At 73.4% G+C, this 23,212-nt stretch carries 23 protein-coding genes and 1 riboswitch; of the genes, 10 read left to right on the forward strand and 13 right to left on the reverse strand.

Translation table 11 applies throughout. The annotated features are described in order from the left end of the window. The first annotated feature begins 51 nt into the window (after positions 1-51). Complete coding sequence (gene nhaA, locus ACQPY0_RS28320; protein ID WP_432994508.1) at positions 52-1,281, forward strand: Na+/H+ antiporter NhaA; 1,230 nt, start codon at positions 52-54, stop codon at positions 1,279-1,281. On the opposite strand, the gene ACQPY0_RS28325 is transcribed toward nhaA, so the two are convergent. From ACQPY0_RS28325 to ACQPY0_RS28335, 3 genes are read right to left on the reverse strand one after another with little or no spacing between them, the layout of a single operon-like run. Next, positions 1,263-2,561: an ArsB/NhaD family transporter gene (locus ACQPY0_RS28325; protein WP_432994510.1), complete on the reverse strand. Its 1,299-nt coding sequence runs from the start codon at positions 2,559-2,561 to the stop codon at positions 1,263-1,265. The genes nhaA and ACQPY0_RS28325 overlap by 19 nt on opposite strands. Next, positions 2,558-3,004: a CBS domain-containing protein gene (locus ACQPY0_RS28330; RefSeq protein ID WP_432994512.1), complete on the reverse strand. Its 447-nt coding sequence runs from the start codon at positions 3,002-3,004 to the stop codon at positions 2,558-2,560. Before ACQPY0_RS28330 ends, ACQPY0_RS28325 begins: the two co-directional genes overlap by 4 nt. Continuing rightward, positions 3,001-3,177, reverse strand: a complete 177-nt coding sequence (locus tag ACQPY0_RS28335) for a hypothetical protein (RefSeq protein ID WP_432994514.1) — start codon at positions 3,175-3,177, stop codon at positions 3,001-3,003. The genes ACQPY0_RS28330 and ACQPY0_RS28335 overlap by 4 nt, the downstream gene beginning before the upstream one ends. 209 nt (positions 3,178-3,386) lie before the next feature. Between ACQPY0_RS28335 and ACQPY0_RS28340 the strand changes: the two genes are divergently transcribed. Together ACQPY0_RS28340 and ACQPY0_RS28345 are read left to right on the forward strand one after the other, a co-directional pair. Further along, a complete protein-coding gene (locus ACQPY0_RS28340) occupies positions 3,387-4,493 on the forward strand; it encodes an LLM class flavin-dependent oxidoreductase (RefSeq protein ID WP_432994516.1) in 1,107 nt (368 codons plus the stop codon). Positions 4,494-4,507: 14 nt separating this feature from the next. Next, positions 4,508-5,458 (forward strand): quinone oxidoreductase family protein, encoded by a 951-nt coding sequence (locus tag ACQPY0_RS28345; protein WP_432994518.1) that lies wholly within the window; start codon positions 4,508-4,510, stop codon positions 5,456-5,458. Between the two features lie 295 nt (positions 5,459-5,753). On the opposite strand, the gene ACQPY0_RS28350 is transcribed toward ACQPY0_RS28345, so the two are convergent. Further along, complete coding sequence (locus ACQPY0_RS28350) at positions 5,754-7,103, reverse strand: condensation domain-containing protein (RefSeq protein ID WP_432994520.1); 1,350 nt, start codon at positions 7,101-7,103, stop codon at positions 5,754-5,756. Positions 7,104-7,197: 94 nt separating this feature from the next. Between ACQPY0_RS28350 and ACQPY0_RS28355 the strand changes: the two genes are divergently transcribed. Continuing rightward, positions 7,198-9,117 carry a GAF domain-containing protein gene (locus ACQPY0_RS28355; protein WP_432994522.1) on the forward strand — a complete coding sequence of 640 codons (1,920 nt, stop codon included), beginning with the start codon at positions 7,198-7,200 and terminating at the stop codon, positions 9,115-9,117. Positions 9,118-9,154: 37 nt separating this feature from the next. Beyond that, positions 9,155-9,295: a hypothetical protein gene (locus ACQPY0_RS28360; protein ID WP_432994524.1), complete on the forward strand. Its 141-nt coding sequence runs from the start codon at positions 9,155-9,157 to the stop codon at positions 9,293-9,295. Positions 9,296-9,329: 34 nt separating this feature from the next. On the opposite strand, the gene ACQPY0_RS28365 is transcribed toward ACQPY0_RS28360, so the two are convergent. Then, positions 9,330-10,136 (reverse strand): hypothetical protein, encoded by an 807-nt coding sequence (locus ACQPY0_RS28365; protein WP_432994526.1) that lies wholly within the window; start codon positions 10,134-10,136, stop codon positions 9,330-9,332. 255 nt (positions 10,137-10,391) lie between these two features. Continuing rightward, positions 10,392-10,535, reverse strand: a riboswitch (cyclic di-AMP (ydaO/yuaA leader). Positions 10,536-10,773: 238 nt separating this feature from the next. Here ACQPY0_RS28365 and ACQPY0_RS28370 point away from each other — a divergent pair. Both ACQPY0_RS28370 and ACQPY0_RS28375 read left to right on the forward strand, forming a co-directional pair. After that, on the forward strand, positions 10,774-11,430 hold the full coding sequence (locus tag ACQPY0_RS28370; RefSeq protein ID WP_432994528.1) for an NADPH-dependent F420 reductase: 657 nt from the start codon (positions 10,774-10,776) through the stop codon (positions 11,428-11,430). A gap of 506 nt (positions 11,431-11,936) precedes the next feature. Next, the gene (locus ACQPY0_RS28375; protein ID WP_432994530.1) at positions 11,937-12,374 is read left to right on the forward strand and encodes a TIGR03618 family F420-dependent PPOX class oxidoreductase; all 438 of its coding nucleotides are present in this window, start codon (positions 11,937-11,939) and stop codon (positions 12,372-12,374) included. Positions 12,375-12,522: 148 nt separating this feature from the next. On the opposite strand, the gene ACQPY0_RS28380 is transcribed toward ACQPY0_RS28375, so the two are convergent. From ACQPY0_RS28380 to ACQPY0_RS28395, 4 genes are read right to left on the reverse strand one after another with little or no spacing between them, the layout of a single operon-like run. Then, positions 12,523-13,602: an enolase C-terminal domain-like protein gene (locus tag ACQPY0_RS28380; protein ID WP_432994532.1), complete on the reverse strand. Its 1,080-nt coding sequence runs from the start codon at positions 13,600-13,602 to the stop codon at positions 12,523-12,525. Then, on the reverse strand, positions 13,592-16,561 hold the full coding sequence (locus tag ACQPY0_RS28385) for an FAD-binding and (Fe-S)-binding domain-containing protein (RefSeq protein WP_432994534.1): 2,970 nt from the start codon (positions 16,559-16,561) through the stop codon (positions 13,592-13,594). Before ACQPY0_RS28385 ends, ACQPY0_RS28380 begins: the two co-directional genes overlap by 11 nt. Before the next feature lie 3 nt (positions 16,562-16,564). Next, the gene (locus tag ACQPY0_RS28390) at positions 16,565-18,328 is read right to left on the reverse strand and encodes a thiamine pyrophosphate-dependent enzyme (protein ID WP_432994536.1); all 1,764 of its coding nucleotides are present in this window, start codon (positions 18,326-18,328) and stop codon (positions 16,565-16,567) included. An 11-nt stretch (positions 18,329-18,339) separates the two neighbouring features. Then, the gene (locus ACQPY0_RS28395; protein WP_432994538.1) at positions 18,340-18,522 is read right to left on the reverse strand and encodes a hypothetical protein; all 183 of its coding nucleotides are present in this window, start codon (positions 18,520-18,522) and stop codon (positions 18,340-18,342) included. Positions 18,523-18,695: 173 nt separating this feature from the next. Between ACQPY0_RS28395 and ACQPY0_RS28400 the strand changes: the two genes are divergently transcribed. Both ACQPY0_RS28400 and ACQPY0_RS28405 read left to right on the forward strand, forming a co-directional pair. Then, positions 18,696-19,115, forward strand: coding sequence for a cellulose binding domain-containing protein (locus ACQPY0_RS28400; protein ID WP_432994539.1), 420 nt, complete (start codon positions 18,696-18,698; stop codon positions 19,113-19,115). Between the two features lie 239 nt (positions 19,116-19,354). After that, entirely contained in the window at positions 19,355-19,621 is a 267-nt protein-coding gene (locus ACQPY0_RS28405) for a hypothetical protein (protein ID WP_432994541.1), read from the forward strand. Between the two features lie 118 nt (positions 19,622-19,739). On the opposite strand, the gene ACQPY0_RS28410 is transcribed toward ACQPY0_RS28405, so the two are convergent. Then, positions 19,740-20,957: a ricin-type beta-trefoil lectin domain protein gene (locus ACQPY0_RS28410; RefSeq protein WP_432994543.1), complete on the reverse strand. Its 1,218-nt coding sequence runs from the start codon at positions 20,955-20,957 to the stop codon at positions 19,740-19,742. 170 nt (positions 20,958-21,127) lie between these two features. On the opposite strand from ACQPY0_RS28410, the gene ACQPY0_RS28415 reads away from it, so the two are divergent. Beyond that, entirely contained in the window at positions 21,128-21,229 is a 102-nt protein-coding gene (locus ACQPY0_RS28415; RefSeq protein WP_432994545.1) for an RICIN domain-containing protein, read from the forward strand. 102 nt (positions 21,230-21,331) lie between these two features. Here the strand turns inward: ACQPY0_RS28415 and ACQPY0_RS28420 are convergent, their stop codons facing one another. Genes ACQPY0_RS28420 through ACQPY0_RS28430 form a run of 3 tightly spaced genes read right to left on the reverse strand, consistent with a single transcriptional unit; the run spans position 21,332 to position 23,210 of the window. Beyond that, positions 21,332-21,739: an arsenate reductase ArsC gene (locus ACQPY0_RS28420; RefSeq protein ID WP_432994547.1), complete on the reverse strand. Its 408-nt coding sequence runs from the start codon at positions 21,737-21,739 to the stop codon at positions 21,332-21,334. Continuing rightward, complete coding sequence (locus ACQPY0_RS28425) at positions 21,736-22,467, reverse strand: aquaporin (RefSeq protein ID WP_432994549.1); 732 nt, start codon at positions 22,465-22,467, stop codon at positions 21,736-21,738. The genes ACQPY0_RS28420 and ACQPY0_RS28425 overlap by 4 nt, the downstream gene beginning before the upstream one ends. 50 nt (positions 22,468-22,517) lie before the next feature. Continuing rightward, the gene (locus ACQPY0_RS28430) at positions 22,518-23,210 is read right to left on the reverse strand and encodes a helix-turn-helix domain-containing protein (protein WP_432994551.1); all 693 of its coding nucleotides are present in this window, start codon (positions 23,208-23,210) and stop codon (positions 22,518-22,520) included. Positions 23,211-23,212 lie beyond the last annotated feature (2 nt).

The raw sequence follows: 23,212 nt of genomic DNA on the forward strand, positions 1-23,212 counted from the left end.
TGCCGGGAAGTCTGGTCGGCGTGTTGGTGCCGACCGACCCCGAGGAGACCCATGACCGGCATGTCCGCGCGACGGGCGCAGTCCCGCCGCCTCGCCGAGATCCTGCGCACCGAGACCGCCGGTGGGCTGCTGCTGCTCGTCGCCGCCGCGGTCGCGCTCGGCTGGGCGAACTCGCCGTGGGCGGCCGGTTACGCCCGTTTCGGCGGCCTGCGCGTCGGGCCGGCGGCCTGGCACCTGGATCTGACCCTGGCCGCGTGGGCGGCGGACGGCCTGCTGGCGGTGTTCTTCTTCGTCGCCGGGCTGGAGCTCAAGCGCGAGCTCGTCGCCGGGGACCTCCGTGACCCCCGGCGGGCGGTGGTGCCGGTGGCCGCGGCCGTCGGCGGCATGCTCGTGCCGGCGCTGCTCTTCGTCGCCGTCAACGCTTCGGCGGCGGGTGACCTGCGCGGGTGGGCGGTGCCCACGGCGACCGACATCGCGTTCGCGCTGGCGGTGCTGGCCGTCGCCGGTCCCCGCGTGCCGCCGGCGCTGCGGACGTTCCTGCTGACCCTGGCCGTGGTCGACGACCTGCTGGCGATCCTCGTCATCGCCGTGTTCTACACGACCGGCCTGGCGGTGCTGCCGCTGCTGGCCGCGGCCGTACCGCTGGCTGCGTTCGCCTGGCTGGTGCGCCGCGGCGGCCGCGGGACCCGGTGGCTGCTGGGGCCGCTCGCGGTGGCCGTGTGGCTGCTGGTGCACGCGTCCGGGGTCCACGCGACGGTGGCCGGGGTGCTGCTGGCGTTCGCGGTGCCGGTGGACCGGACCGGCGGGGCCGACCCCGCGGCCCGGCTGGAGCACCGGTGGCGGCCCGTGTCGGCCGGGCTCGCCGTGCCGGTCTTCGCGTTTTTCGCCGCGGGGGTACCGCTGGCCGGCGCCACGTCGTTCGCGGCGGCGCTGCGAGACCCGGTCACGCTCGGTGTGCTGGCCGGCCTGGCCGTCGGCAAGCCGGTCGGGGTGCTGGCCGCGACCTGGCTGGCGGGGCGCGTGACCGGGTCCGGGCGCCCTGCGGGCCTCACCCGGCGGGACCTGGCCGCGGCCGGGGTGCTGTCCGGGATCGGGTTCACCGTGGCGCTGCTCATCGCCGAGCTCGCGTTCGGCGCCGGCAGCGCCGCCGACGACCATGCCCGGCTGGCGGTCCTGCTCGCCTCCTGCGTCTCGGCGGCCGGTGCGACCGTGCTGCTGCGCGTCCGGCGCAGGCCGGCACCGGGCTCGCGGGCCGGTGCCGTTCAGGCCAGGGCGATGTAGCGCAGCCACAGGTACAGCGCCGAGACGCTGACGGTGACGGCGGCCGCGACGAGGCCGTACCTGGTGAACTGCCAGAAGCTGATGCGCTGGCCGGCCCGTTCGGCCAGGCCGAGGATGACGACGTTGGCCGAGGCACCGACGGCGGTGGCGTTGCCGCCGAGGTCCGCGCCGAGGGCGAGGGCCCACCACAGCACGTGCGGGCCGCCGGCGCCGCCGTCGGCGGCGGTGAGGTCGGCGACGATCGGGCTCATGGTGGCCACGTACGGGATGTTGTCGACGATCGCGGACAGCGCGGCGGAGCCCCACAGCATCCCCATCACGGCCACCTGCGGCTCGCCGGCCACCGCGGCGGCGACCGTGCGCGACAGCGCGCCGATCGTGCCGGTGTGCACGAGGGCGCCGACCATGACGAAGAGACCGGCGAAGAAGGCGAGGGTCGGCCACTCCACGTCCTGGACGACCTCGCCGGCGTCCAGCCGGGAGAACGCCAGCAGCGCCAGGCCGCCCGCGATCGCGACGACGGCGGGCTCCAGGTGGACGATCGGGTGCAGCACGAACGCGGCGGTGACGAGGGTGAGGACGGCGAGACTGAGGACGAGCAGGCGGGGGTCGCGGATCGCGTCGCGCTCGCGCAGGTGCGCCACGGCCGTGGCCCGCTCGGGGTCGGCGTGGAACGCGGAGCGGAACAGCACCCGGCACAGGCCGATGAACACGACGACGAGAACGGCGATGAGCGGCGCGAGATGGTTGAGGAAGTCGTTGTACGACAGGCCGGCCCGGCTGCCGATGATGATGTTCGGCGGGTCGCCGACCAGGGTGGCGGTGCCGCCGATGTTGCTGGCCATCGCCTCGGCGATGAGGTACGGGGCGGCCGGGACGGCGAGGCGCTGGCAGACCAGGAACGTCACCGGAGCGATGAGCAGCACGGTTGTGACGTTGTCGAGCATCGCCGAGGCGACCGCGGTGACGGTGACGAGGATGACCATCACCGGGAAGGGCCGGCCGCGGGCACGCTTGACGGCCCAGATCGCCAGGTACTCGAACGCGCCGGTGCGTTTGAGCACCGCGACGATGAGCATCATGCCCAGCAGCAGGAACAGCACGTTCCAGTCGATGCCGGCGGTGGCGGAGAAGAACGCGTGCTCGCCGTTGGTGGCGCCGACGAGCAGCATGAGCACCGCGCCGCCGAGCGCGGCGGTGACCCGGTGGATCTTCTCGGTGGCGATGAGCACGTAGGCGGCGACGAAGATCGCGACCGCGATCCAGGCGGTGACGCTCACGCGGCCAGCATCCGGTCCAGCAGCGCGTCGAGGGTGATCGCCCCGAGCATCCGCCGGTCCCGGTCCACCACGGCGACGAGCGGGGTGCGGGTGCGGGCCATCACCGCCGCGATCTCCAGCACCGTCGCGTCCGGGGCGACAACGGCGAGCTCACGCTTGTCCGGCGGCAGCGCCTGCGCGACGGTACGGTCGCCGAGCTCGCGCAGCAGCAGATCCGCCGCCGGCTCGTCGACCACCCGGGCCAGCGCCGGGTCGTCCTGGCAGTACTGCGGGATCGCCATCCGCAGCACCTGTGTCCCGGCCAGGATCGTGAACGGGTAGCCGCGCTCGTCGACTACGATCAGCCCGGGCAGGTCCTGCCCCGCCAGCAGCCGGGCCGCCTCCAGGGCAGCAGTGTCGAGCCGTACCGCCGGGAAGTCGGCGGCCAGGTCACGGGCCTTCACGCGGTGGTCCCTTCCGTCGGCGGACCGGATCCGTCCGGTCCGGATGCGCGGCGCAGCAGCCGCCGGCCGCGCGTGGCGAGCCGCTGCGGCCAGGCCGGCATGAGCTGTGGGTCGAACCCTCGCGCGACGATGTCGGTCGAGGAGTGCGGTGCGAAGCACGGCAGCGGGGTCATGCGGGTCCTGTCGGTCGGCACGGCGAACACACACGCCGACCAGGCTTCCCGGCACTCCGCCAAGGACCGTACCCGATCACCGTCGCGGCCGGAAACCTGACGCCCGGCGAGCCGCGGCCGGCGATTGCCGCGGCCGCCGGCACCGGGCCGGTGAGCGTCCGATCACGTGCCGGAGGCGGATACCCAGTAATCCGATATGCTTTGTGGGTATGAGCGTCCATCTGCATTGGTACCTGCCGACGAACGGCGACAGCCGCGACATCGTCGGCTCCGGCGACGGCTCCCAGCACACGCTCGGCGCGGTCGCCGACGGGTTCCGCCGGCCCACGGTCGAGTATCTCGGGCAGATCGCCCGCGCCGCCGAGCAGCTCGGGTTCGAGGCAGTGCTCACGCCGACCGGCACCTGGTGCGAGGACGCCTGGATCACCACCGCCGCGCTGAGCCAGGTCACGACCCGGCTGAAGTTCCTCGTGGCGTTCCGGCCGGGGCTGGTCTCGCCGACGCTCGCCGCGCACCAGGCCGCCACCTTCCAGCGGATCTCCGGCGGGCGGCTGCTGCTCAACGTCGTCACCGGCGGCGACCCGGTCGAGCAGCGGCGCTTCGGCGACCACCTCGACCACGACCAGCGCTACGAGCGCACCGGCGAGTTCCTGGCCGCACTGCGCGGGGTCAGCGACGCGGCGGAGCCGTTCGACCTCGACGGCCGGCATTACCGGATCGAGCGGGCCCGGATCCCGTTCGAGCCGTACGCCCCGCCGGCCGTCTTCTTCGGCGGGGCCAGCCCGGCCGCCGAGCGGGTCGCGGCCCGGCACGTCGATGTGTACCTCGCGTGGGGTGAGACGCCGCCACAGATCGCCGAGCGGCTGGAGCGGATGCGCAAGCTCGCCGCCGACGCGGGACGGACGCTCACCTTCGGCATCCGGTTCCACGTGCTCAGCCGCGACACGCCGGAGGCGGCGTGGGCCGAGGCGGAGCGCCTTCTCGGCCGGATCGACGACGAGCGGGTCACGCTGGTGCAGGGGCAGTTCGCCGCCGGCGAGTCGGTGGGGCAGCAGCGGATGGCCGCGCTGCACGGCGGGCGGCGGGACCAGTTGGTGGTGTACCCCAACGTCTGGGCCGGCTACGGACTCGTCCGCGGCGGCGCCGGCACCGCCCTGGTGGGCAGCCATGCGGAGGTCGCCGAGCGCATCCGCGAGTACCATGATCTCGGAGTCGACCACTTCATCCTGTCCGGCCAGCCGCACCTGGAAGAGGCGTACCACTTCGGCGAGGGAGTCCTGCCGATCCTGCGCCGCGCCGGCCTGCTGGAGCCCTGACCGAAGGAGCCACGATGGCCGTGAAGTGGATCGCGCCCGAGTTCGGCGGGCCCGAGGTGCTCACCCTCGTCGAGGTCGGCGTCCGCCCGCCCGGCCCCGGCGAGGTGACGATCGACGTGCGGGCCGCGGGCGTCAACCCGGCCGACTACAAGCATCTGGCCGCCGAGCGCGGCTCTGACCGGCCGCTGCCGCTGGAGATCGGCTACGAGGTCGCCGGCGTGCTCAGCGCGCTCGGGCCCGGCACCGAGATCGCCTCCGGCGGCGGGGCGGTCGGCGACGCGGTGGTGGCGTTCCGCATCAGCGGCGGGTACTCCTCCCAGATCACCGCCCCGGCGAAGGACGTGTTCGCCAAGCCCGAGGCGCTGGACTTCCCGGCCGCCGCCAACCTCCTGCTCGCCGGGACCACCGCCGCCGAGGCGCTGCACGTCACCCGGGTCGCGGCGGGCGAGACGGTCCTCGTGCACGGGGCGTCGGGCGCGGTCGGCATCAGCGTGCTGCAGCAGGCCCGGCTCAAGGGCGCCCACGTCATCGGCACCGCGAGCGAGCACAACTTCGCCCTGCTGCGGCAGGCCGGCGCGAGCCCGATCCCGTACGGGCCCGGCCTCGCCGACCGCGTCCGCACGGCGGTCCCGGCGGGCATCGCCGCCGTCATCGACTGCGTCGGCACGGACGAGGCCGTCGACTCGACCCTGGGGCTGCTCGCGGATCTGAGCCGCGCGGTGACGATCGTCGGCTCGGAGCGGTCCCGGGCCGCCGGCATCACCGCGATCGCCGGCAACCTGCCGGCCAGCGCGGCCTACCGGGACTCGGTCCGGGCCCGGCTGCTGGACCTGGCCGCCGAGGGCCGGCTCGTCGTGCCGGTCGCCCGGACCTTCCCGCTCACGCAGGCCCTGGCGGCGATCGACCTGGTGCGCACCGGCCACCCGGGCGGGAAGGTAGCGCTGGTCACGGATTCCGGTGCGTGACCCAGGCGTCCTCGCCCTCGTAGCTCGCCGTCGCCTGGGTCCTGTCCCGCGGCGAGCGCGGGGGCGGGGCGGGAGCCGGGGACAGGCTCGGGCAGCGGGCCGGCGGTGACGTCGTCGAGGGCCACGGCCTCGAAGACGCTACGGATGGCGACCCACACGTGCCGTAGCCTGTCCGCCGCGCCGTCGTAGCGCACGTCCTCGGGGCCACTCCCTGCGGACCGTTATCAGCTGATGACGGTCAGGAGTTCGCCACCGTGAGCCGTGAGCCGTGCGACGCCTGGCGGCGCGAGGTCGTCTATCGGCGCTGATAGGCCGCCGGGTCGCCGGTGACGGCCGCGGCGACGGTGGCGCTCTCCATCCCGCGAACGCACGCCTCCAGCGCCGCCGGCGGGATGTGCTCGGTGTCGCCGCAGATGTCGAGGTCGACCGTGTCCGGGTCGGCGTTGATGGTCAGGAACAGGCGCTCGTTCGGTCTGTCCTGTTGGGAGATCCAGCGGAATGCCGTGGCCGGCAGCGCGTCCCGTATCTCGTCCGGCGTCGGCAGCGGGTCCGCCGCCGGGCTTGGGGGCCGGCGATCGTTGAAGTAGCAGGCGATGTCGACCTCCACGCCGCGTTCGCGGTTCACCCGTTCGCGCAGGGCGTCGAGGGCGCCGGGGTCGTAGTACGCGTGCTTGTACGCGGCCATCGCCCGCCGCCCCGTGCGGGTCACGGCCTCGTCGAAGGGCAGGCCCGCGACGTCGAGGACACACAGCGCGGGCTGGCTGACCGGGCTGACCGTGTCGGCGAGGGCACTGCGGAAGCGGTTGCTCACCACCACCCGTACTACCACCGGGTGGATGCCGGTCGCGTCGGCGAGGGCGACGGCGAAGGCGGTCAGCAGCACCGTCGTGCGGTCCGTGCCGGTCCGCCGCGCGACGACCCGCGCCGCGAGGTGCATGGCCCGGGACGTGAAGCCGGCCTGCCAGTGCCGGGGGCGCCGCGGGTCGAGCGGGCCCGGGAAGCGGCGGGGCTCGATGGCCCGCAGGGTCCTGTCCCAGTGCCGCAGTGCTGCCGCCGACTGCCGCTGCCCGGCGGGGGAGCGCTGCCACGCCGCCTGCTCCAGCGGCGACATTCCCTCCGGCACGGTGTCCACCCGCCGCCCGGCCCGGTGCCAGCGCGCGACCTCCTCGGCCAGGACCAGCCCGCCGAAGCCGTCGTTGACGAGGTGGCACACGACCGTGACCTGGTGGGTGAGCGCGCCCCGGTGGCGGATGACCGCGGTGCGCACCGGCCAGTCCCGCTCGAAGTCGAACGCGGTCTCGTGCAGCCGCCGGCTCGCCTCCTCGGCGGCCTCGGCCGGGTTCCCGTCGTCGGGCACGTCGAGCACCTCCAGCGGCACCGCGCCGGACTCTGAAAGTTTCTGCTGCGGCGGCCCGTCCGGGCGCAGCAGAAGCCGGGTCCGCATCGACGGGAAGCGCTCCATGATGAAGCGCAGCTCGGCCGCCACGTCCTCGACGCCCGTGCCGGCGGGCAGCGGCAGCACGAGGCCCATCGGCATCCAGGTCCGCTGGCGGAGCATGCCGCCCCACAGCTCGCGCTGGCCCCAGCTGAGCTCGTCGACGCCGCTGCCGGCCCCGTGGAACGGGACCATGATCGAATCCGGCACGACGGCCCTCCCCGGCTCACCCCCGACGCATCGACGCCGGGAAGTGTACGGCCCCGCCCGTCATACTCCTCGCCGGACGGGGAAACGTGGCGTGATGCGGGTGGGACTGGTTCCGCGGGCAGCCGCCTGGTGTGTGCTGTACCTGGTGCTCATGGCGGGCGTGGCCGCGGTCGTCCTCGCCGCGGTCGTCGAGCAGCGCGAGGCCTCCCGGCTCGCCGCCCGCGCCGACCGGTTGCGGGCCGACACCCAGCAGGCCGAGAGGCAGCTGCTGGACCTGGACCGCACCGAGCGCGGCTACCTGGTCAGCCACGAGCCGGCCCTGCTGACGTCGTGGTCGGCCCAGCACGGCCGGTTCACCGACCGCCTCGGCGGCCTGCAGCAGCAGGCCCGGGAGCGGCACCAGACGGAACTCATCAGGCGGCTTCGCGAGGACAGCCGGTCGTACGTGCAGGACCATGCCCTGCCGACCCTGCAGGCGGCGCGCGACGGCCGCTCCGACGGCGGGCCGGTCCTGCGCGACGGCGACCGCCGGGTCGCCGTGCTGCGCGCCGACCTCGACAACCTGGCGGCGGCCGAGGAGCGGCTCGCCGCGCGGCAGGACCGGCGCGCGGGCACGCTGGCCCGCACGGCCGTGGTCGGGGTCGTCGCCGGCGTGGCCGCGTCGGCGTTGTTCTGCGGGGGCGTCCAGGCGTACCTCAACTGGGTCGTCGTCCAGCCGATCCGCCGGGCGGCGGCGATGGCCGGCCGCCTGGAACACGGCGAGCTGGACGCCCGCGTCCCGCCGACCGGCGCGGGCGAGGCGCGCCGACTCGCCCGCGCCCTCAACGCCATGGGCGCCTCGACGCAGCGCAGCGTGGCGCAGCTGGTCAGGTACGGCCGCACGCAGGCCGCGCTGCGGCGCGTCGCCGTGCGTGTCGCCCAGGGCGCCTCACCCGCCGAGGCGCTGGACGCGGTCGCCACCGAGATCGGGCGGCTCATCGGCACCGACGACGTGCACATCGTGCGCTACGACGACAGCGCGGGCACCGTGGTCGCGGCGTGGGGACCCAACGGCATCCGGATTCCGGTCGGCGCCTTGGTGCCGCTGGAGGGTGACAGCATCGCGGCGAGCGTGCACCGGTCGGGTCAGCCGGCCCGGATGGACGACTACGACAGCGCCGTGGGCCCCCTCGCCGCCCGCCTCCGGGCGAGCAACATCCGCGCCGCCGTCGGCGCGCCGATCATCGTGGAGGGCCGCCTCTGGGGCGTCGTCACGGCGGCCGTCACGGGCGACCGGCCCCTGGCCGCCGAGGCGGCTGAGCGCCTCGGCGACTCCACCGAGCTCATCGCCACCACCGTCGCCAACGCCCAGGCCCGCGCCGACCTGGCCGCCTCCCGGGCCCGCGTCGTGGTCGCCGCCGACCAGGCCCGGCGGCGGATCGAACGCAACCTCCACGACGGCGTCCTGCAGCAGCTCATCGCCGTCGCGATGGGGCTGCGCGCCGCCGACGAGCGGATCCCGCCCGAGCTGCCGCACGCGCACGGGGAGCTGGCCGCGGTCACCGACCGGCTCGCCGCGGTGGTGGACGACCTCCGCGAGATCTCCCGTGGCATCCACCCGATGATCCTGTCCGACCGTGGCCTGGGCCCGGCCCTCAAGGTCCTCGCCCGCCGCGGCGGCCTGCCGGCCGAGCTGAGGCTGGACCTGCGGGAGCGGCCGCCGGAGCCGGTCGAGTACGCCGCGTACTGTATCGCGGTGGAGGCCGCCGACAACGCGGCCAAGCACGCCCGCGCCTCGCACGTACGGATCGAGGCGAACACCAACGGCGGCGAGCTGCGCCTGTCGGTGAGCGACGACGGTGTGGGCGGCGCCGATCCGGCGCGGGGCGCAGGCCTCATCGGCCTGGCCGACCGGGTCCAGGCGCTCGGCGGGTCGATCACGATCACCAGCCCGCCGGGCGAGGGCACGCACGTCGAGGCCACGCTGCCCCTGGACTCCGCCACGATCGCCGCCGCGGCGGCCCGTCTCGGCTGAGCCGGGGCGCCCTGATCGAAGGTGGCATGATGCCGGCGTGGGGACTGCTCAGCCCCGCCTCGGGGTGGTGGCGAGCTCGTCGAAGATGAGCACCGTCTCGGTCGACGTGATCTCGGGCATGCCCTGCAGCGTCGCCGACTGCGTCGAGTCGTCGCTGACGGCCCTGGGCGACCTGTGACGGGTGCACCGGTCGTCCAGGGCCCGTCGGCGGCTCACGGCGCGGCGGCGGTCACGACCTGCTCGGCGAGCGCCTGCCACTTGGCGTAGGCGTCCGGGAACGCCGACACCTGGACCGTCTGCGCCGCCACGGTGACCTGCATCTGCTGCCAGCCGTCGACCCCGACGAGCGCGTTGTAGAAGCGGCGTGCGGCCTCCGCCGGGTTCATCAGCTCCGCGACGGTGCCCCAGTTCGGCCGCTGCTGGAACAGCCCGACGGAGTCGTGGTCGCTGCCCACGCCCTCGTTGGGCAGGTTGAGCGACTCGGGAACGTTGGAGTTCGCGAGGTTGTGCAGGTGGCTCTCCTGCAGCGCGGTGGAGATCGCCACGACGTACGCGCGGCTCGGCAGGCCCAGCTGCTGTCCGGTGCGGATGATCGTGACGGCGTTGTTCATCTCGGCCTGGGTCAGCTCGCCGACCGCGGCGATGACCCTTGGCGAGGGCGCGGCGGTGGTCGTGCTCGGCGGCGGCTGCGCCGTGGTTTGCGCCGGTGACGGCTTCGCCTCGGCGCTCGCCGTTGGCGACGGTTGCCGGCTGGGCGCGTCGCCGGTGCGTTCTTCGCCGCGGGACGCGCGGCGGTCGGAGTCGGCCGACCGGTCGTCTCCGCGCTGGGTCGACGGCCCGGACTCCGCCACGGTCAGCGTGCGGGGGCCGTGCGAGGAGAACAGCAGCAGCGCGCCGACGACGGCGAAGGCGATGACGGCGGCCGCCGAGTACAGGCCGATGCCCCGGCGGACGGCCAAGTGCCGGCCGTGCGGGTTGCGCCGCAGGTGCCGCGGCCCGCTGGTCTCATCGGCCGGCACGGGCGCGCCTCCGTCGGTACGGACGGTTCGGTTGCTCGGGGTACTGCACGGGAAACCTCGACAGACTTCGACTCCGGCCCGCAGGGGCCGGTACGGAACGGGGGAATGCGCCATCGACCGTCCACTAGGGACGGTGTTGGTCGGGGCTTTGCGGTCGGGCCGGAGGGTCAGCCGATGGGGCGGCGATCCGGGCGTGCCGGCGGATCCGCGGGGTAGTGTGCCGAGGCGTGGCGCCGTGCGAGGGCGTGCATGCGCTGCTCCTTCCGATGCCGCCTACCGGGTTAGCTGACGGATTCGGGCGGGAGGATCGCCCTACCGTGCGGCGCGTGGCCGCACGGATTCACCCCAGTGGTGCTTGGGTCCCCGGCTCGTTCGAGCACGACTCGGCGGGCCGCCGCGCCGTCACCCGGAACGGTGACGATCAGTCGCGGCGAGCCCCATGACCATAGCCGCTTCTCAAACGCAGGTGAACCCCTCGATCGGAACTGCCGGAGTGCGGCGTGCACCCCGGCGACCTGCGACTTCGCTCAGACAGTACCGTTGATCGAAGTTATGTTGTTCGATGTTAGTGATGGGCTGCGCGTCACACTGCCGGCGGCGCGGAATGCTCGACCGAGCCGGTGGGTTGGGCAGGGGTATGACAGTGATCGGATTCATCGGCAGCGGCAACATCGGCAGCACCGTGGCCCGCCTGGCCGTCGCCGCCGGCCACGACGTGGTGCTCAGCAACTCCCGGGACCCCGAAACGCTCGCCGACCTCGTCGCCGAGCTGGGCCCCAAGGCGCGCGCCGCCCGGCCGGCGCAGGCCGCCGCGGCCGGGGACATCGTCGTGGTGACCGTGCCGCTCAAGGCGTACCGGGACGTGCCCGCCGAACCGCTGGCCGGCAAGATCGTCGTCGACACCAACAACTACTACCCGGACCGCGACGGCCGGTTCCCGCGGCTCGACGACGCGACCGCGACCACCAGCGGGCTGCTGCAGCAGCACCTGGCCGGCGCGAAAGTCGTCAAGGGCTTCAACAACATCTGGTTCAAGCACCTCGCCGAGCTGGGCCGCCCCGCCGGCACGCCCGACCGCACGGCGCTGCCGATCGCCGGCGACGACGCCGCGGCGAAGGCGACCGTGACCGCGTTCTTCGACGCCATCGGCTACGACACCGTCGACGCGGGCCCGCTCGCCGACAGCTGGCGCGCCGAGCGGGACCAGCCCGTCTACGTCAAGCCGTACGGCGAGAGCACCCCGGCCACGGCCGCGATCATCCGCGCGCGGCTCGCCGAGGCGCGGCGCTCCTGAGCCTTCACCGAGATCTCCTCCATCGTCCACAGCAGCGCCTCGGCCACGGCCTCGTCGGAGCCGTCGACGTTGAGGAGCAGCGCGCCCGGCGGCGAGTCCACGAGCGCTGCGGGCCGAAGCGGCGGTCGTTGAGGCTGACGTCGAGCCGGGGTCCGGGTCCGCGGTCGGCGGCCGCCGCGGCCAGGACGCGATCGAGGTCGCGGCGGTCGTAAACCTTCGTCTGCGCCGACTGCGCCCGGCCGAGCGGCGTCTTCGGCCGGCTCCGCTTGGGGCACGCGCCGCCCCGCGCGGCCACCTGGAACAGCAGCGGGGTCGCCTCGAGCCGGCCCCCGCCGTCGCGCGCGGCCGAGGTCGCCGCCCTCGAGAGCCGCGCGCGCCGCTGCGTGCGCCCGTCGCAGCACCGCCGCGAAGTCGCCGTCGGTGTCGTTGACGCACCGGCCGGTCCGCGACACCGGGCAGACGGCCTCGGCGACGCTGCTTCGCCGCGCGGGCCTAAACTCGGGTGTATGACGACGCTGGAGGAATTCGCCTCGCTCGCCGCACGGGAACACGGGCTCGTCGTCGTCTCGACGGTCCGGGCCGACGGCACCGTCCAGGCTTCCGTGGTCAACGCGGGGCTCCTGCCGCACCCCGCCGGCGGTGGCACGGTGCTCGGGTTCGTCACCTACGGCCCGGTCAAGCTGGCCAACCTGCGGGCCCGGCCCCGGCTGACGGTGACGGCCCGGTCCGGCTGGGAGTGGGCCACCGTCGAGGGGCCGGCCACCCTCATCGGCCCGGACGACCCGGCCACGGGCATCGACGCCGAGCGGCTGCGGCTGCTGCTGCGCGAGGTGTTCACCGCCGCCGGCGGCAACCACGACGACTGGGAGGAGTACGACCGGGTCATGGCCGAGCAGCGCCGCACGGTCGTGCTGCTCGACCCGGCCCGGGTGTACGGCACGTGAGCCGGGCTCGGCACCGGAGGCGGGGGTGACGAGCCCGGTTGAGCAAGCGAGGCGTCGCGCAGGACGGTGACCTCATCACCGAGCGGCGTTGTGTACTTCGCATCCACGAGATGTAGACCACGTTCTGCGTCGCGCGCGGTCGTGGGGTTCAGCCCGCGGCGACCAGATACGGTTCGGCGACGGCGGTCTTGAGTGTCAGGCCGTGGCCGAGGGCGTCGAGGTCCGGGCGCAGGACGCCGCCGGGCTGCGGGGCCGTGACGCCGTCGAAGAGCATCGACTCGATGCGGGCGTGGTCGTGGAAGTATTCCAGGTGGCGCAGGTTCGCCGTGGCCAGGGCGGCGTCGAGGTGCAGGGCCGGGGCGCAGTGGCCGGACAGCTCCAGGCCGTTCGCGGCGGCGAGCCCGGCGACCCGTTGCCACTCGGTGATGCCGCCGCAGCGGGTCGCGTCGGCCTGCAGGCAGTCCACAGCGCCGGCCATGCGGGCGAAGTACTGCAGGTCGTAGCCGTACTCCCCGGCCGCCACGTCCGCGGCGACGGCGGCCCGGACGCGGCGCAGGCCGTCGAGGTCGTCGGAGGAGACCGGCTCCTCGAACCAGCGCACGTCCGGGAACCGGGCGGCGAGGCGGATCGCCTGCTTGGCCGTGTAGGCGCCGTTGGCGTCGACGTAGAGCTCGTGGTGCGGACCGAGCGCCTCGCGGGCGGCGTGGATGCGGCGCAGGTCCGCGGCCTCGGACTCGCCCCCGATCTTGATTTTGGCGCGCGGGATGTCCGCGTGCTCGTCGAGCCACCTGGTGAGGCGGCGGTCGTCCCAGGTGGTGAAGCCGCCGCTGGCGTAGATCGGCACCGTGTCGCGGGCGGGGCCGAGCAGCGCGGCCAGCCGTACACCCAGCAGCCGGGCCTTGAGGTCCCACAGGGCGACGTCGACCGCGGAGATCGCGGTGGCGGCCACGCCCGGGCGGCCGGCGTTGCGCACCGCCCGGGCCATGGCCGCGTTCGCCGCCGGCACGTCCCACGCGGACCGGCCGACCACGTGGGCGGCGAGCAGCTCCTCGACGAGCCGGCCGGCGGCGGCCGGGGCGTAGGTCCAGCCCAGGCCGGTGCCGCCGGCCGCCTCGACGTGGACGACGACCATGGTGGTGGCGTCCCACTCCAGGGTGCCGTCGGCCTCGGGCCCGTCGGTCGGGATGCGGTACGCCGCCCAACGCAGCGACCGGACCTCAGCGGACACGATCGCCGGGCCGGTGGGAGATCCGCCGCTCCGGATACGCGCCCAGGATCGTGCCGTGCACCGCCGCGTTGAGGACCTCGGCGAGGTGGACGGCGCGGCGGCCGGTGTGCGCGTCCTCGATCTGGGTGCGGCAGGAGAACCCGTCGGCGACCACGAGCGTGCCCGTGTCCGCGGTGCGCACGGCCGGCAGCAGGGCCTGCTCGGCGCAGGCGAGCGACACCTCGCGGTGGCCCTCGGTCATGCCGAAGTTGCCGGCCAGGCCGCAGCAGCCCGAGTCCAGGTCCTCCGCCCGCACGCCGATCGCCGCCATGACCCGCCGGTCGGCGTCGGCGCCGAGGACCGCGTGCTGGTGGCAGTGGCGCTGCACGATCGCCTCCGGCCCGCCGGGCAGCTGCGGTGCGAAGTCCGGTGCCCGGTCGGTGAGCAGCTCGGCGAGGGTGGCGGTCTGCCGGGCCAGGCGGTCGGCGTCCTGGTCGCGGCCGAAGAGCTCGCCGAGGTCGGAGCGGAACACGGCGGTGCACGACGGCTCCAGGCCCACCATCGGCAGGCCCTCGCGGATGTACGGCGCGAGCGTGCTCACGGTCCGCCGCAGCACCCGTTCGGCGACGCCGAGCTGCCCGGTCGAGATCCACGTCAGCGCACAGCAGACGGTCTTGGGCGGCACGACCACCTCGAAGCCGGCGGCCTCGAGCACCCCGACGGCCGCGGCGGCGACGGCGGGCGCGAACGCGGTGGTGAACGAGTCCAGGAAGAGCAGCACCTTGCCGCGTTCGCCGGTCCCGCGCGGCCGGCGGCGGCGCAGCCAGCGGTCGATGCGGGCGGGCGCGAACCGGGGCACCTCGCGCCGCCGGTCGATGCCGGCGAGCCGTTTCGCGCCGGGCAGCCGGGTCGCGACGTTGGCGATCTCGGGCGCGACGGCGGCCGCCCGGGCGATCAGCGGCAGCCAGCCCAGCGAGTAGTGGTCGCGGGGGCGGATGCGGCGGGCGTAGTGGTGATGCAGGAACTCGGCCTTGTACGTGGCCATGTCGACCTGGACCGGGCAGTCGCTGCGGCAGCCCTTGCAGGCCAGGCACAGGTCGAGGGAGTCGCGCACGGCGGTGCTGCGCCAGCCGTCGTCGATCACGCCGCCGCTGACCATCTCGAACAGCAGCCGGGCCCGGCCGCGGGTGGAGTGCTCCTCCTCGCGGGTGACCTGGTAGCTGGGGCACATGACACCGCCGTCCGGGCCGCTGCGGCGGCAGTCGCCCACGCCGGCGCAGCGCAGCGCGGCCCGGGAGAACGCGCCGTCGTCCTCGGCGTAGCGGAACGCGGTGGCGGGCTGGGCGGGGGCGTAGTCGGCACCGAGGCGCAGGTCGACGTCGAGCGGGCGGGCGTGCACGACCTTGCCGGGGTTCATCATCCCGTCCGGGTCGAAGATCGCCTTGAACTCCTCGAAGGCCCGCACGACGTCGTCGCCGTACATGATGCGCAGCAGCTCGCCGCGGGCCTGGCCGTCGCCGTGCTCGCCGGACAGCGAGCCGCGGTGCTCGACGCAGATCCGGGCGGCGCGCTGGACGAACTCGCGATACCTGGCGATGCCGGGGGCGCTGGTGAGGTCGAACGGGATGCTGCAGTGCACGCAGCCGTGGCCGAAGTGCCCGTAGAGGCTGGTGGCGCCGTACCCGAACTCGTCGAGCAGGCCGCCGAGGGCCCGCAGGTAGTCGCCGAGCCGCTCCGGGTCGACGGCGGAGTCCTCCCAGCCGGGCCAGGCGTCGGGGCCGTTCGGGGTGCGCGCGGTGGTGGCCAGCGCCGCCTCCCGCACCTTGGTCAGGCGCTGCCGCATGTCGTCGTCTTCGAGGATGGTGCCGTGACCGACGTCGTCGATGACCGCCTGGGCCTTGGCGCGGGCCTCGTCCTCGGTGTCCGCGGCGAGATCGGCCGTCAGCCAGGCGCCGCCGTCGGGCAGCGCCGCGAGGATCTCGGTCGGGCGGTGCTCCTCGCGCTCGTACCGCAGCAGCTTCTCGTCCAGCCCCTCCAGCTGCATCGGGGCGTGGCGGGCCACGCGCGGGGCCGCGTCGCCGGCGGCGGCGATGTCCGGGAAGCCGAGCAGGACGGTGACCTGGTGGGCCGGCCTGGGCAGCAGGCGCAGCTCGGCGCGCAGCACGATCACGCAGGTGGACTCGGTGCCGACGAGGGCGCGGGCGACGTGGAAGCCGTGGTCGTCGCGCAGATCGGGCAGGTTGTAGCCGGAGATCCGGCGCGGGATGTCGGGGAAGCGGGTGGCGATCTGCTCCGCGTAGGTGTCCCGCAGCGTGCGCAGCGCCCGGTAGATCTCCGCCTTCCGGCCGCCCTCGGCCTGGATCTGCTCGAAGTCGTGCTCCGAGGTCGGGCCGACCCACATCCGGACGCCGTCGTAGGTGAGCACCTCGAGGCGCTCGATGTTCTGGCCCGTCGTGCCGGCCCACTGCGCGGTGGCGCCGCAGGAGTTGTTGCCGACCATGCCGCCGATCGTGCAGTGCGAGTGGGTCGCCGGTTTGGGGCCGATCACGAGGCCGTACGGCGCGAGCGCCGCGTTGGCGTCGTCGAGCGGGGTGCCGGGCAGGATCACCGCGGTGCGGGCCTGCGGGTCGACGGACTCGACGCCGTGCACGTATTTCGACAGGTCCAGCACCACGGCGACGTTGCAGCACTGCCCGCCGAGGCTGGTGCCGCCGCCGCGAGCGAGGATCGGCACGCCGTGCTCGGCGCAGACCCGCACGGCGGCGACGGTGTCCTCGACGTCGCGCGGGCACACCACGGCGATCGGGACCTGCCGGTAGTTGGAGGCGTCGGTGGAGTACGCGGCCCGGGCTCCGGCGTCGAAGCGCACGTCGCCGCGGACCGCCCGGCGCAGCGCCGCCTCGAGCTCGGCGGCGTCGCGGGGCGCGACGGCGGGCGCCTGGCGCCGGGCGGCCGGGGTGGGCAGGGATACGACCGCCATCACTCAGCCCTTCAGCTTCTGGATCTTGTCCTTGAACAGGGTGGTGGCGATCGCCGCGCGGTGCGGCTGGCCCTTGAGGAACGCGGTCGCGAACTTCTTCGCCTGCTCGTAGGTGACGCTCGCCGGCAGCGGCGGCTCGTTCGGGTCCACCGCGACGTCGACCAGCGCCGGCCCGTCGTGGGCGAACGCCTCCCGCAGCGCCGTGTCCAGGTCGCCGGGCTTGTCCACGCGCGCGCCGAAGCCGCCGAAGGCGCGGGCGATCGCGCCGTAGTCGGGCACCGGCTCGCCGAAGCGCACCCCGTGCTCCGGATAGCCCAGGACCATCTGCTCCCACAGGATCTGGCCGAGGGAGTTGTTGTTGTTCACGACCACCTTGATCGGCAGGTGGTACCGCACGGCGGTGTGGAACTCGGCCATGAGCATCGCGAAGCCGCCGTCGCCGACGAAGGCGATGACCTGCCGGCCGGGGTTGGCGTGCTGCGCGGCGACCGCATAGGGCAGGCCGGGCGCCATCGTCGCGAGCGTCCCGGACAGGTAGAACTCCCGGGCGCCGCGGATCTGCCAGTGCCGCGCGGCCCAGGTCGCGATCGTGCCCGAGTCGCAGGTGAGGATCGCGTCGTCGGCGCCCAGCCGGTTCAGCTCACCGGCCAGGTACTGCGGGGCGATCGGGTCCCGCTCCGGCGACTCCAGCGTGGCCATCTGCTCGTGCCAGTCGCGGACCTTCTCCTGGTACCGGTGCAGATGCTCCTTGTCCTTGCTCCTCAGCAGCGGCAGGAGCGCCTCGAGGGTGGCGGTGACGTCGCCGACGAGCGGCACGTCGGTGGCGATGCGGGTGCCGGCCCGGGTGGGGTCGATCTCGACCTGCACCACCTTGGCGGCGCCGGGCTTGGGCAGGAACTTGGTGTACGGGAAGTTCGTGCCCAGCATCAGCAGGACGTCGGCCTCCTCCATGAGATCCTCGCTCGGCTTGGTGCCGAGCAGGCCGAGTCCGCCGGTGACGTACGGCGAGTCGTCCGGCACCACCATCTTGCCGGGCAGCGTCTTGACGATCGGCGCGGCGAGGGTGTCCGCGACCCGCTCGACGAGCGGCCCGGCACCGCGCGCGCCGATCCCGGCCAGGATGGCGACCTTGCGGCCGGCGTTGAGCACGTCCGCGGCGGCGTGCAGGTCCGCGTCGCGGGGGCGGATCGCCGGTGCGAGGTAGATCGGGGCGGTCTCGGGCGGGCTGACCGGCGCCACCGTCTGGTAGGGGTCCTCCCCGGCGGGCGCGACCTGGATGTCGTTCGGGATCGTCAGGTGTGCCACCCCGCGGCGGGCGTAGGCGGTGCGGATCGCGACGTCGACGAGCGCCGGCAGCTGGGCCGGGTTCATGATGATCTGGTCGTACTCGGCCACGTCCTCGTAGAGCCGGTCGAGGTTGACCTCCTGCTGGTAGCCGGTGCCCAGCACGCTGGACTCCTGCAGCCCGGTGATCGCGAGCACCGGGACGTGGTCGAGCTTCGCGTCGTACAACCCGTTGGCGAGATGGATGCCGCCCGGCCCGGACGTGGCCAGGCACACGCCGATCCTCCCGGTCGTCTTGGCATGGGCGGTCGCCATGAACGCGGCCGCCTCCTCGTGGTGCACCAGCACGAAGCGCACTTTGTCCCCGTTACGCCGCAACCCCTCCATGATTCCGTTGATGCCGTCGCCGGGCAGCCCGAACACCGTGTCGACGCCCCACTCGGCCAGCCGGGAGATCAGTACCTCAGCCGTAATCGCACCCATGACAATTTCCGCTACCCGCCCGGGAGCAGGTCAAACTGCCCCCTTGCCACGTGCCGGTCCGACCCGCTCGCGGGCCGGTAGGTGGCCGGGGTGTCGCGGGTATCAGCCCAGTTCGTGTGGGCCGAGCTGACCTGGACGATCGTGGCGTGGTCGGAGCGGCGGCGGGCCTCGCGGGCGAGCACGGCGAACACCATGTGTCGTAAAGAAATCGGGTGAACGGCCCATCAGTGGCGGGTACGAGTTCCGGGTAACATCGACGTTCGTGAAAGGCTCGCTCCGTCGGGCACGGACGCGGCGACGGCAAAGTGCCGCTCGCGCGAACTGTCCGCCGGAACAATCGCCGTACCCATCTCACAGGAGGAAGACGTTGCACAACAACACAAAGCGGTGGCGACTGCGACTTGCCACACTGGCCACGCTGGTCGCCACGCTTATCGGGGGAGCGACGCTGCTCGCACCGGGCGCGGCGTCGGCGGACACCGCGACCCTGAGCCGGCGGCCACTCGGGCCGGCGTCGTACAACCTAAGATTCACGATCACGAATGACACGAACGCTCCGATAAACGGCTGGCGGTTGGAGTTCGATCTGCCCCCGGGTGAATACGCTGTGGGCCTGTTCTCGTTCGATATCCAGGTCACGCAGACGGGCCAGCACTTCGTCCTGCAAAACAAGAACCCGGCCGTGCTGGCCCCGGGCAACTCCATCAACACCGGCCTCATCGTCGTCGGTCTCAGCTGGCCGCTCAACTGCGTCACCCGCGGCACGCCGTGCACCTTCAGTGAGTAGCCGCCGACCTATCTCTGACACCTGACGGGATGTGGGCTCCGCGCGCGACGCGGGGCCCTGCCCGTACCGGCCTGCGGTGATCGACGGCGCCGGAGGAATGCGTGAGCACCGCGCGGCGGCGGTCGCACCGGAGTGCGAGTTCATCAGTGATTGCACGGTGCTGGCGACCGGACCGGCGCAGGCAGGTGCGAGGGTCCCGAACTCTTGCGCTTCGGTACTACATTGTCGAGCATCGTTACATGACTTCATTGCTCCGTCGCTTCGCGCTGGCATCCGCCGTTGGCGTAGGTTCGCTTGTGCTGGCGCCGGTCACGCCGGCTGCCGCATACAGTGCGTGTCCGGCCAACACGATGTGCGGCTGGCTCTTCTTCTCCGATGCCGCGCGCACCCACCAGCAGGGCGGGCACACCACGAACTGTGAAGGTGTCGTCCTCGACTGGGGCATCAAAGCCGGCTACTCCACCTACATCGTGGAGGGCTGCGGGGGCGGCCCCGGCCCGGTGTGACGGCGGCCCTGACCTGGCCAACTTTGGTGAAACCCGGGCCGACCCCGCGTGCGGGCCGGACAACGCACGGCCCCTGAACGCCGCGGGGCGGGTCAGGGGCCGTCCGGTCGTGCTGCGCTCAGACCCTGGTCCACTTCTGGTTGCCGCCGCCGGTGCAGTCCCACAGCTGCAGCTGCGAGCCGTTGGCGGTGCCGTGGCCGGCCACGTCCACGCACTTGTTCGCGCCGAGGTTCACCAGGTCGCCGGCGGCCGACAGGGTGAACTTCTGGGCGTTGGTGCCGTTGCAGGTGTACAGCTGAATCGCCGTGCCGTTGGCGGTGCCGGCCGCGGCCACGTCCATGCACTTGCCCAGCGCCCGGACGGTGTTGTCCGAGCCGATCGTCCACTGCTGCGCGCCGGTGCCGTTGCAGTCGTAGACCTGCAGGCGGGCGCCGTCGACCGGGTTGGCCGACGGGATGTCGATGCAGCGGCCGCTCTCGTTGCCGCGCAGGGCGCCGGTGCTGCCCGTCGGCGGGGTGGTGCTCGACGTGCTGACGTGGATGTAGTCCACGAGCATGCGGTTGACCGACGGCGTGCTGCCGTCGGGGCTGCCCGGGAAGTTCCCGCCGACAGCCAGGTTCAGGATGATGAAGAACGGGTGGTCGTACACCCAGGCGTTGCCGCGGACGCTGGCGGGCGTGGCGCGGAAGTACTCCGATCCGTCGATGGTCCAGATGATGAGGTTCGGGGACCAGTCGACGGCGAAGGTGTGGTACGCGTTGCCGAGCGCCTGCCCGATGTTGCGGGTGCCGCCGACCGCGTTGCCGCCGGAGTAACCGGGGCCGTGGATGGTGCCGTAGACGGTGTTCGGATCACGGCCGACGTTCTCCATGATGTCGATCTCGCCGTCGCCCGGCCAGTTGCCGCCGCCGAGCATCCAGAACGCGGGCCACAGCCCGTTGCCCTTCGGCACCTGGATACGGGCCTCGATGTGGCCGTACTGCTGGGTGAACTTGCCCGCGGTCTGGATGCGCCCGGACGTCCACTGGCACGTGCCGTACCAGCAGCTGTGCCCGCCGCTCTCCCGCCGCGCCTCGATGACCAGGTGGCCCTGGCCGTCCTGGTAGACGTTGCTGGTGCCGCTGTTGTAGTACTCGAGCTCCGAGTTGCCGAAGCCGCCTCCGCCGGTGTCGAAGTTCCACTTGGACGAGTCGACGCCCTGGCCCGACGCGCCGTTGAAGTCCTCGTTCCACACGACCGCCGCCTGCGCGACGCCCGGGGCCGACACGATCGCCAGACCGGTCGCCATCATCGACGCGACCAGCGCGGCGGAGGCCAACGACCTCAGTCTCCGCACCTGAACACCTCCCTTGCCGAACTGTTCGGCCACTTAACAGATTTATCGGAGGCTATGCCGAGCCACGCGATCGGTCAATACAGGACTTAATTCAAGAGCTACATTGACAAAGTCGCAGCACCTGTCAACGCACCCGCGCCCCGGACGACCCGGCCACCCTGCGCAACCCGGTGTCGGGCAGGTGCCTCGACGTGACCGACAACGGCTCGGCCGACGGCTCGCGGCTGCAGATCTGGGACTGCTTCGCCGGCGCCACATCGCTGGCATCGTGACGGCGTCGCGATCCGATGGCTGACCGTGTTCCTGGACCTGCCCGCGCCCGCCACGGCTCCTGGCTGCCGGCGTCGCCCGCCCACCTGGGCCGAGCGCGGGTATCAGCGGGCGGCGCGCAGTTCGGTGAGCAGCCGCTCGACGCGGCGGCGGATCTCGTCGCGGATCGGGCGCACGGCTTCGATGTCCTGCCCGGCGGGGTCGTCGAGCTGCCAGTCGAGGTAGCGCTTGCCGGGGAAGACCGGGCAGGCGTCGCCGCAGCCCATGGTGATGAGCACGTCGGAGGACTCGGCGGTGTCCCAGTCGAGCTTGCGTGGGGTGTTCGCGGTGATGTCGATGCCGACCTCGCGCATCGCCTCGACCGCGACCGGGTTGATCCGGTCGGCCGGCTCGCTGCCGGCGGAGCGGACCTCGACCGTGTCACCGGCGAGGTGGCGCAGCCAGCCGGCGGCCATCTGGGAGCGCCCGGCGTTGTGCACACACACGAACAGGACGGCGGGCCTGGCGCTCATCTGCGGGTTCCTTCAAGGCGTTCGGGCGTTCGAGAGCGGACGGACTCGCCGGCGGATGGATACAGGGCGAGCACCAGCGCCACGCCGACGACGAGACCGGCGAGCTGGGCGGCGATGAAGCCGGGCACGGAGGCGGGCGCGATGCCGGCGAAGGTGTCGGTGAACGCGCGGCCGATGGTGACGGCGGGGTTGGCGAAGCTGGTGGAGGAGGTGAACCAGTAGGCCGCGCCGATGTAGGCACCGACGGCGGCCGGTGCGACCGTGGCGCGACCGGAGCGGGCGAGCGTGAAGACGAGCAGGATCAGACCGGCGGTGGCGACGACCTCGCCGAGCCACAGGTGCCCGCCGGTGCGGACCTTGGTGGCGAAGTCCACGGCCGGGAGGTTGAACATCAGGTCGGCCAGGACGGCGCCGGCGATCGCGCCGCCGAGCTGCGCGAGGACGTAGCCGCCGACGTCCCGGCCGGCCAGCCCGGACCCGCTCCGGCGGCCGAGGAACCAGTCCGCGGCTGAGACGACCGGGTTGAAGTGCGCGCCGGAGACCGGGCCGAAGGTGAGGATGAGCGCACCGAGGGCGAACGCGGTGGCGACCGAGTTCTCCAGGAGTTGCAGGCCGGCGTCGTACGGGCTGAGGGTGGTGGCCATGATGCCGGAGCCGACGACGGCGGTGACCAGCAGCGCGGTGCCGGCGAACTCGGCCAGCAGGCGCCGCCACAGGGTCGGGTTCACGAGGTGGGGATCCTTCTGCGGGTCGGGATGGATCAGCGGGCGGAGTCGTGTCAGCGCGGGACGGGCATGACCGCCGGCGCGAGTCGGGTGATCCGGTCGGAGAGATCGGCGTAGGCGGCCTCGAACGCGTCGTCGGTGTCCGCGCGGGCCGGGTCCGGCACCGACCAGTGCAGCCTCGGGTGGACCGGCGCGTCCGGGGCGGCGAGGTCCTCGTGGGCGTTGTCGCAGACCGCGATGACGAGGTCGCCGTCGTGCACGACGTCGGCGACGTGCGCGGTGCCGGCCGGGTCGAGGGTCAGGCCGTGTCGATGTGCGACCTTCACCGCCCGCGGGTGCACCCGGGGGGCCGGGTGCGTCCCGGCCGAGGCGACCGGCTCGCCGACCCGCTCGCGCCACAGCGCGGCGGCCAGCTGCGAGCGGGCCGAGTTGTGCGTGCACACGAACACCACCCGCTCCGCCCGGTCCAGGAATGGCGGGGCGAGGGATGCGAAGACCTCCGGGACGAGCCGCAGGTAGGTGCGGCGCCGGTCGCCCTCTGATCGGATACGGGTCACCAGGCCCGCGTCGCTGAGCACCTTCACGTGGTGGGCCACGAGGTTGGTCGGCAGGCCCAGCTGCCGGCCGACCTCGCCCGGCGAGGCGTCACCCAGCACGAGCGTGTCGACGATGGCAAGACGCGCGGGCTCGCCGAGCGCGGCGTGCACCCGAGCCCGCGCCGGCAACGAAGAAAGGTCACCGTTCATTG

Origin of the sequence: Dactylosporangium sp. CA-233914 (assembly GCF_050942935.1) — a bacterium.
Lineage (GTDB): Bacteria > Actinomycetota > Actinomycetes > Mycobacteriales > Micromonosporaceae > Dactylosporangium.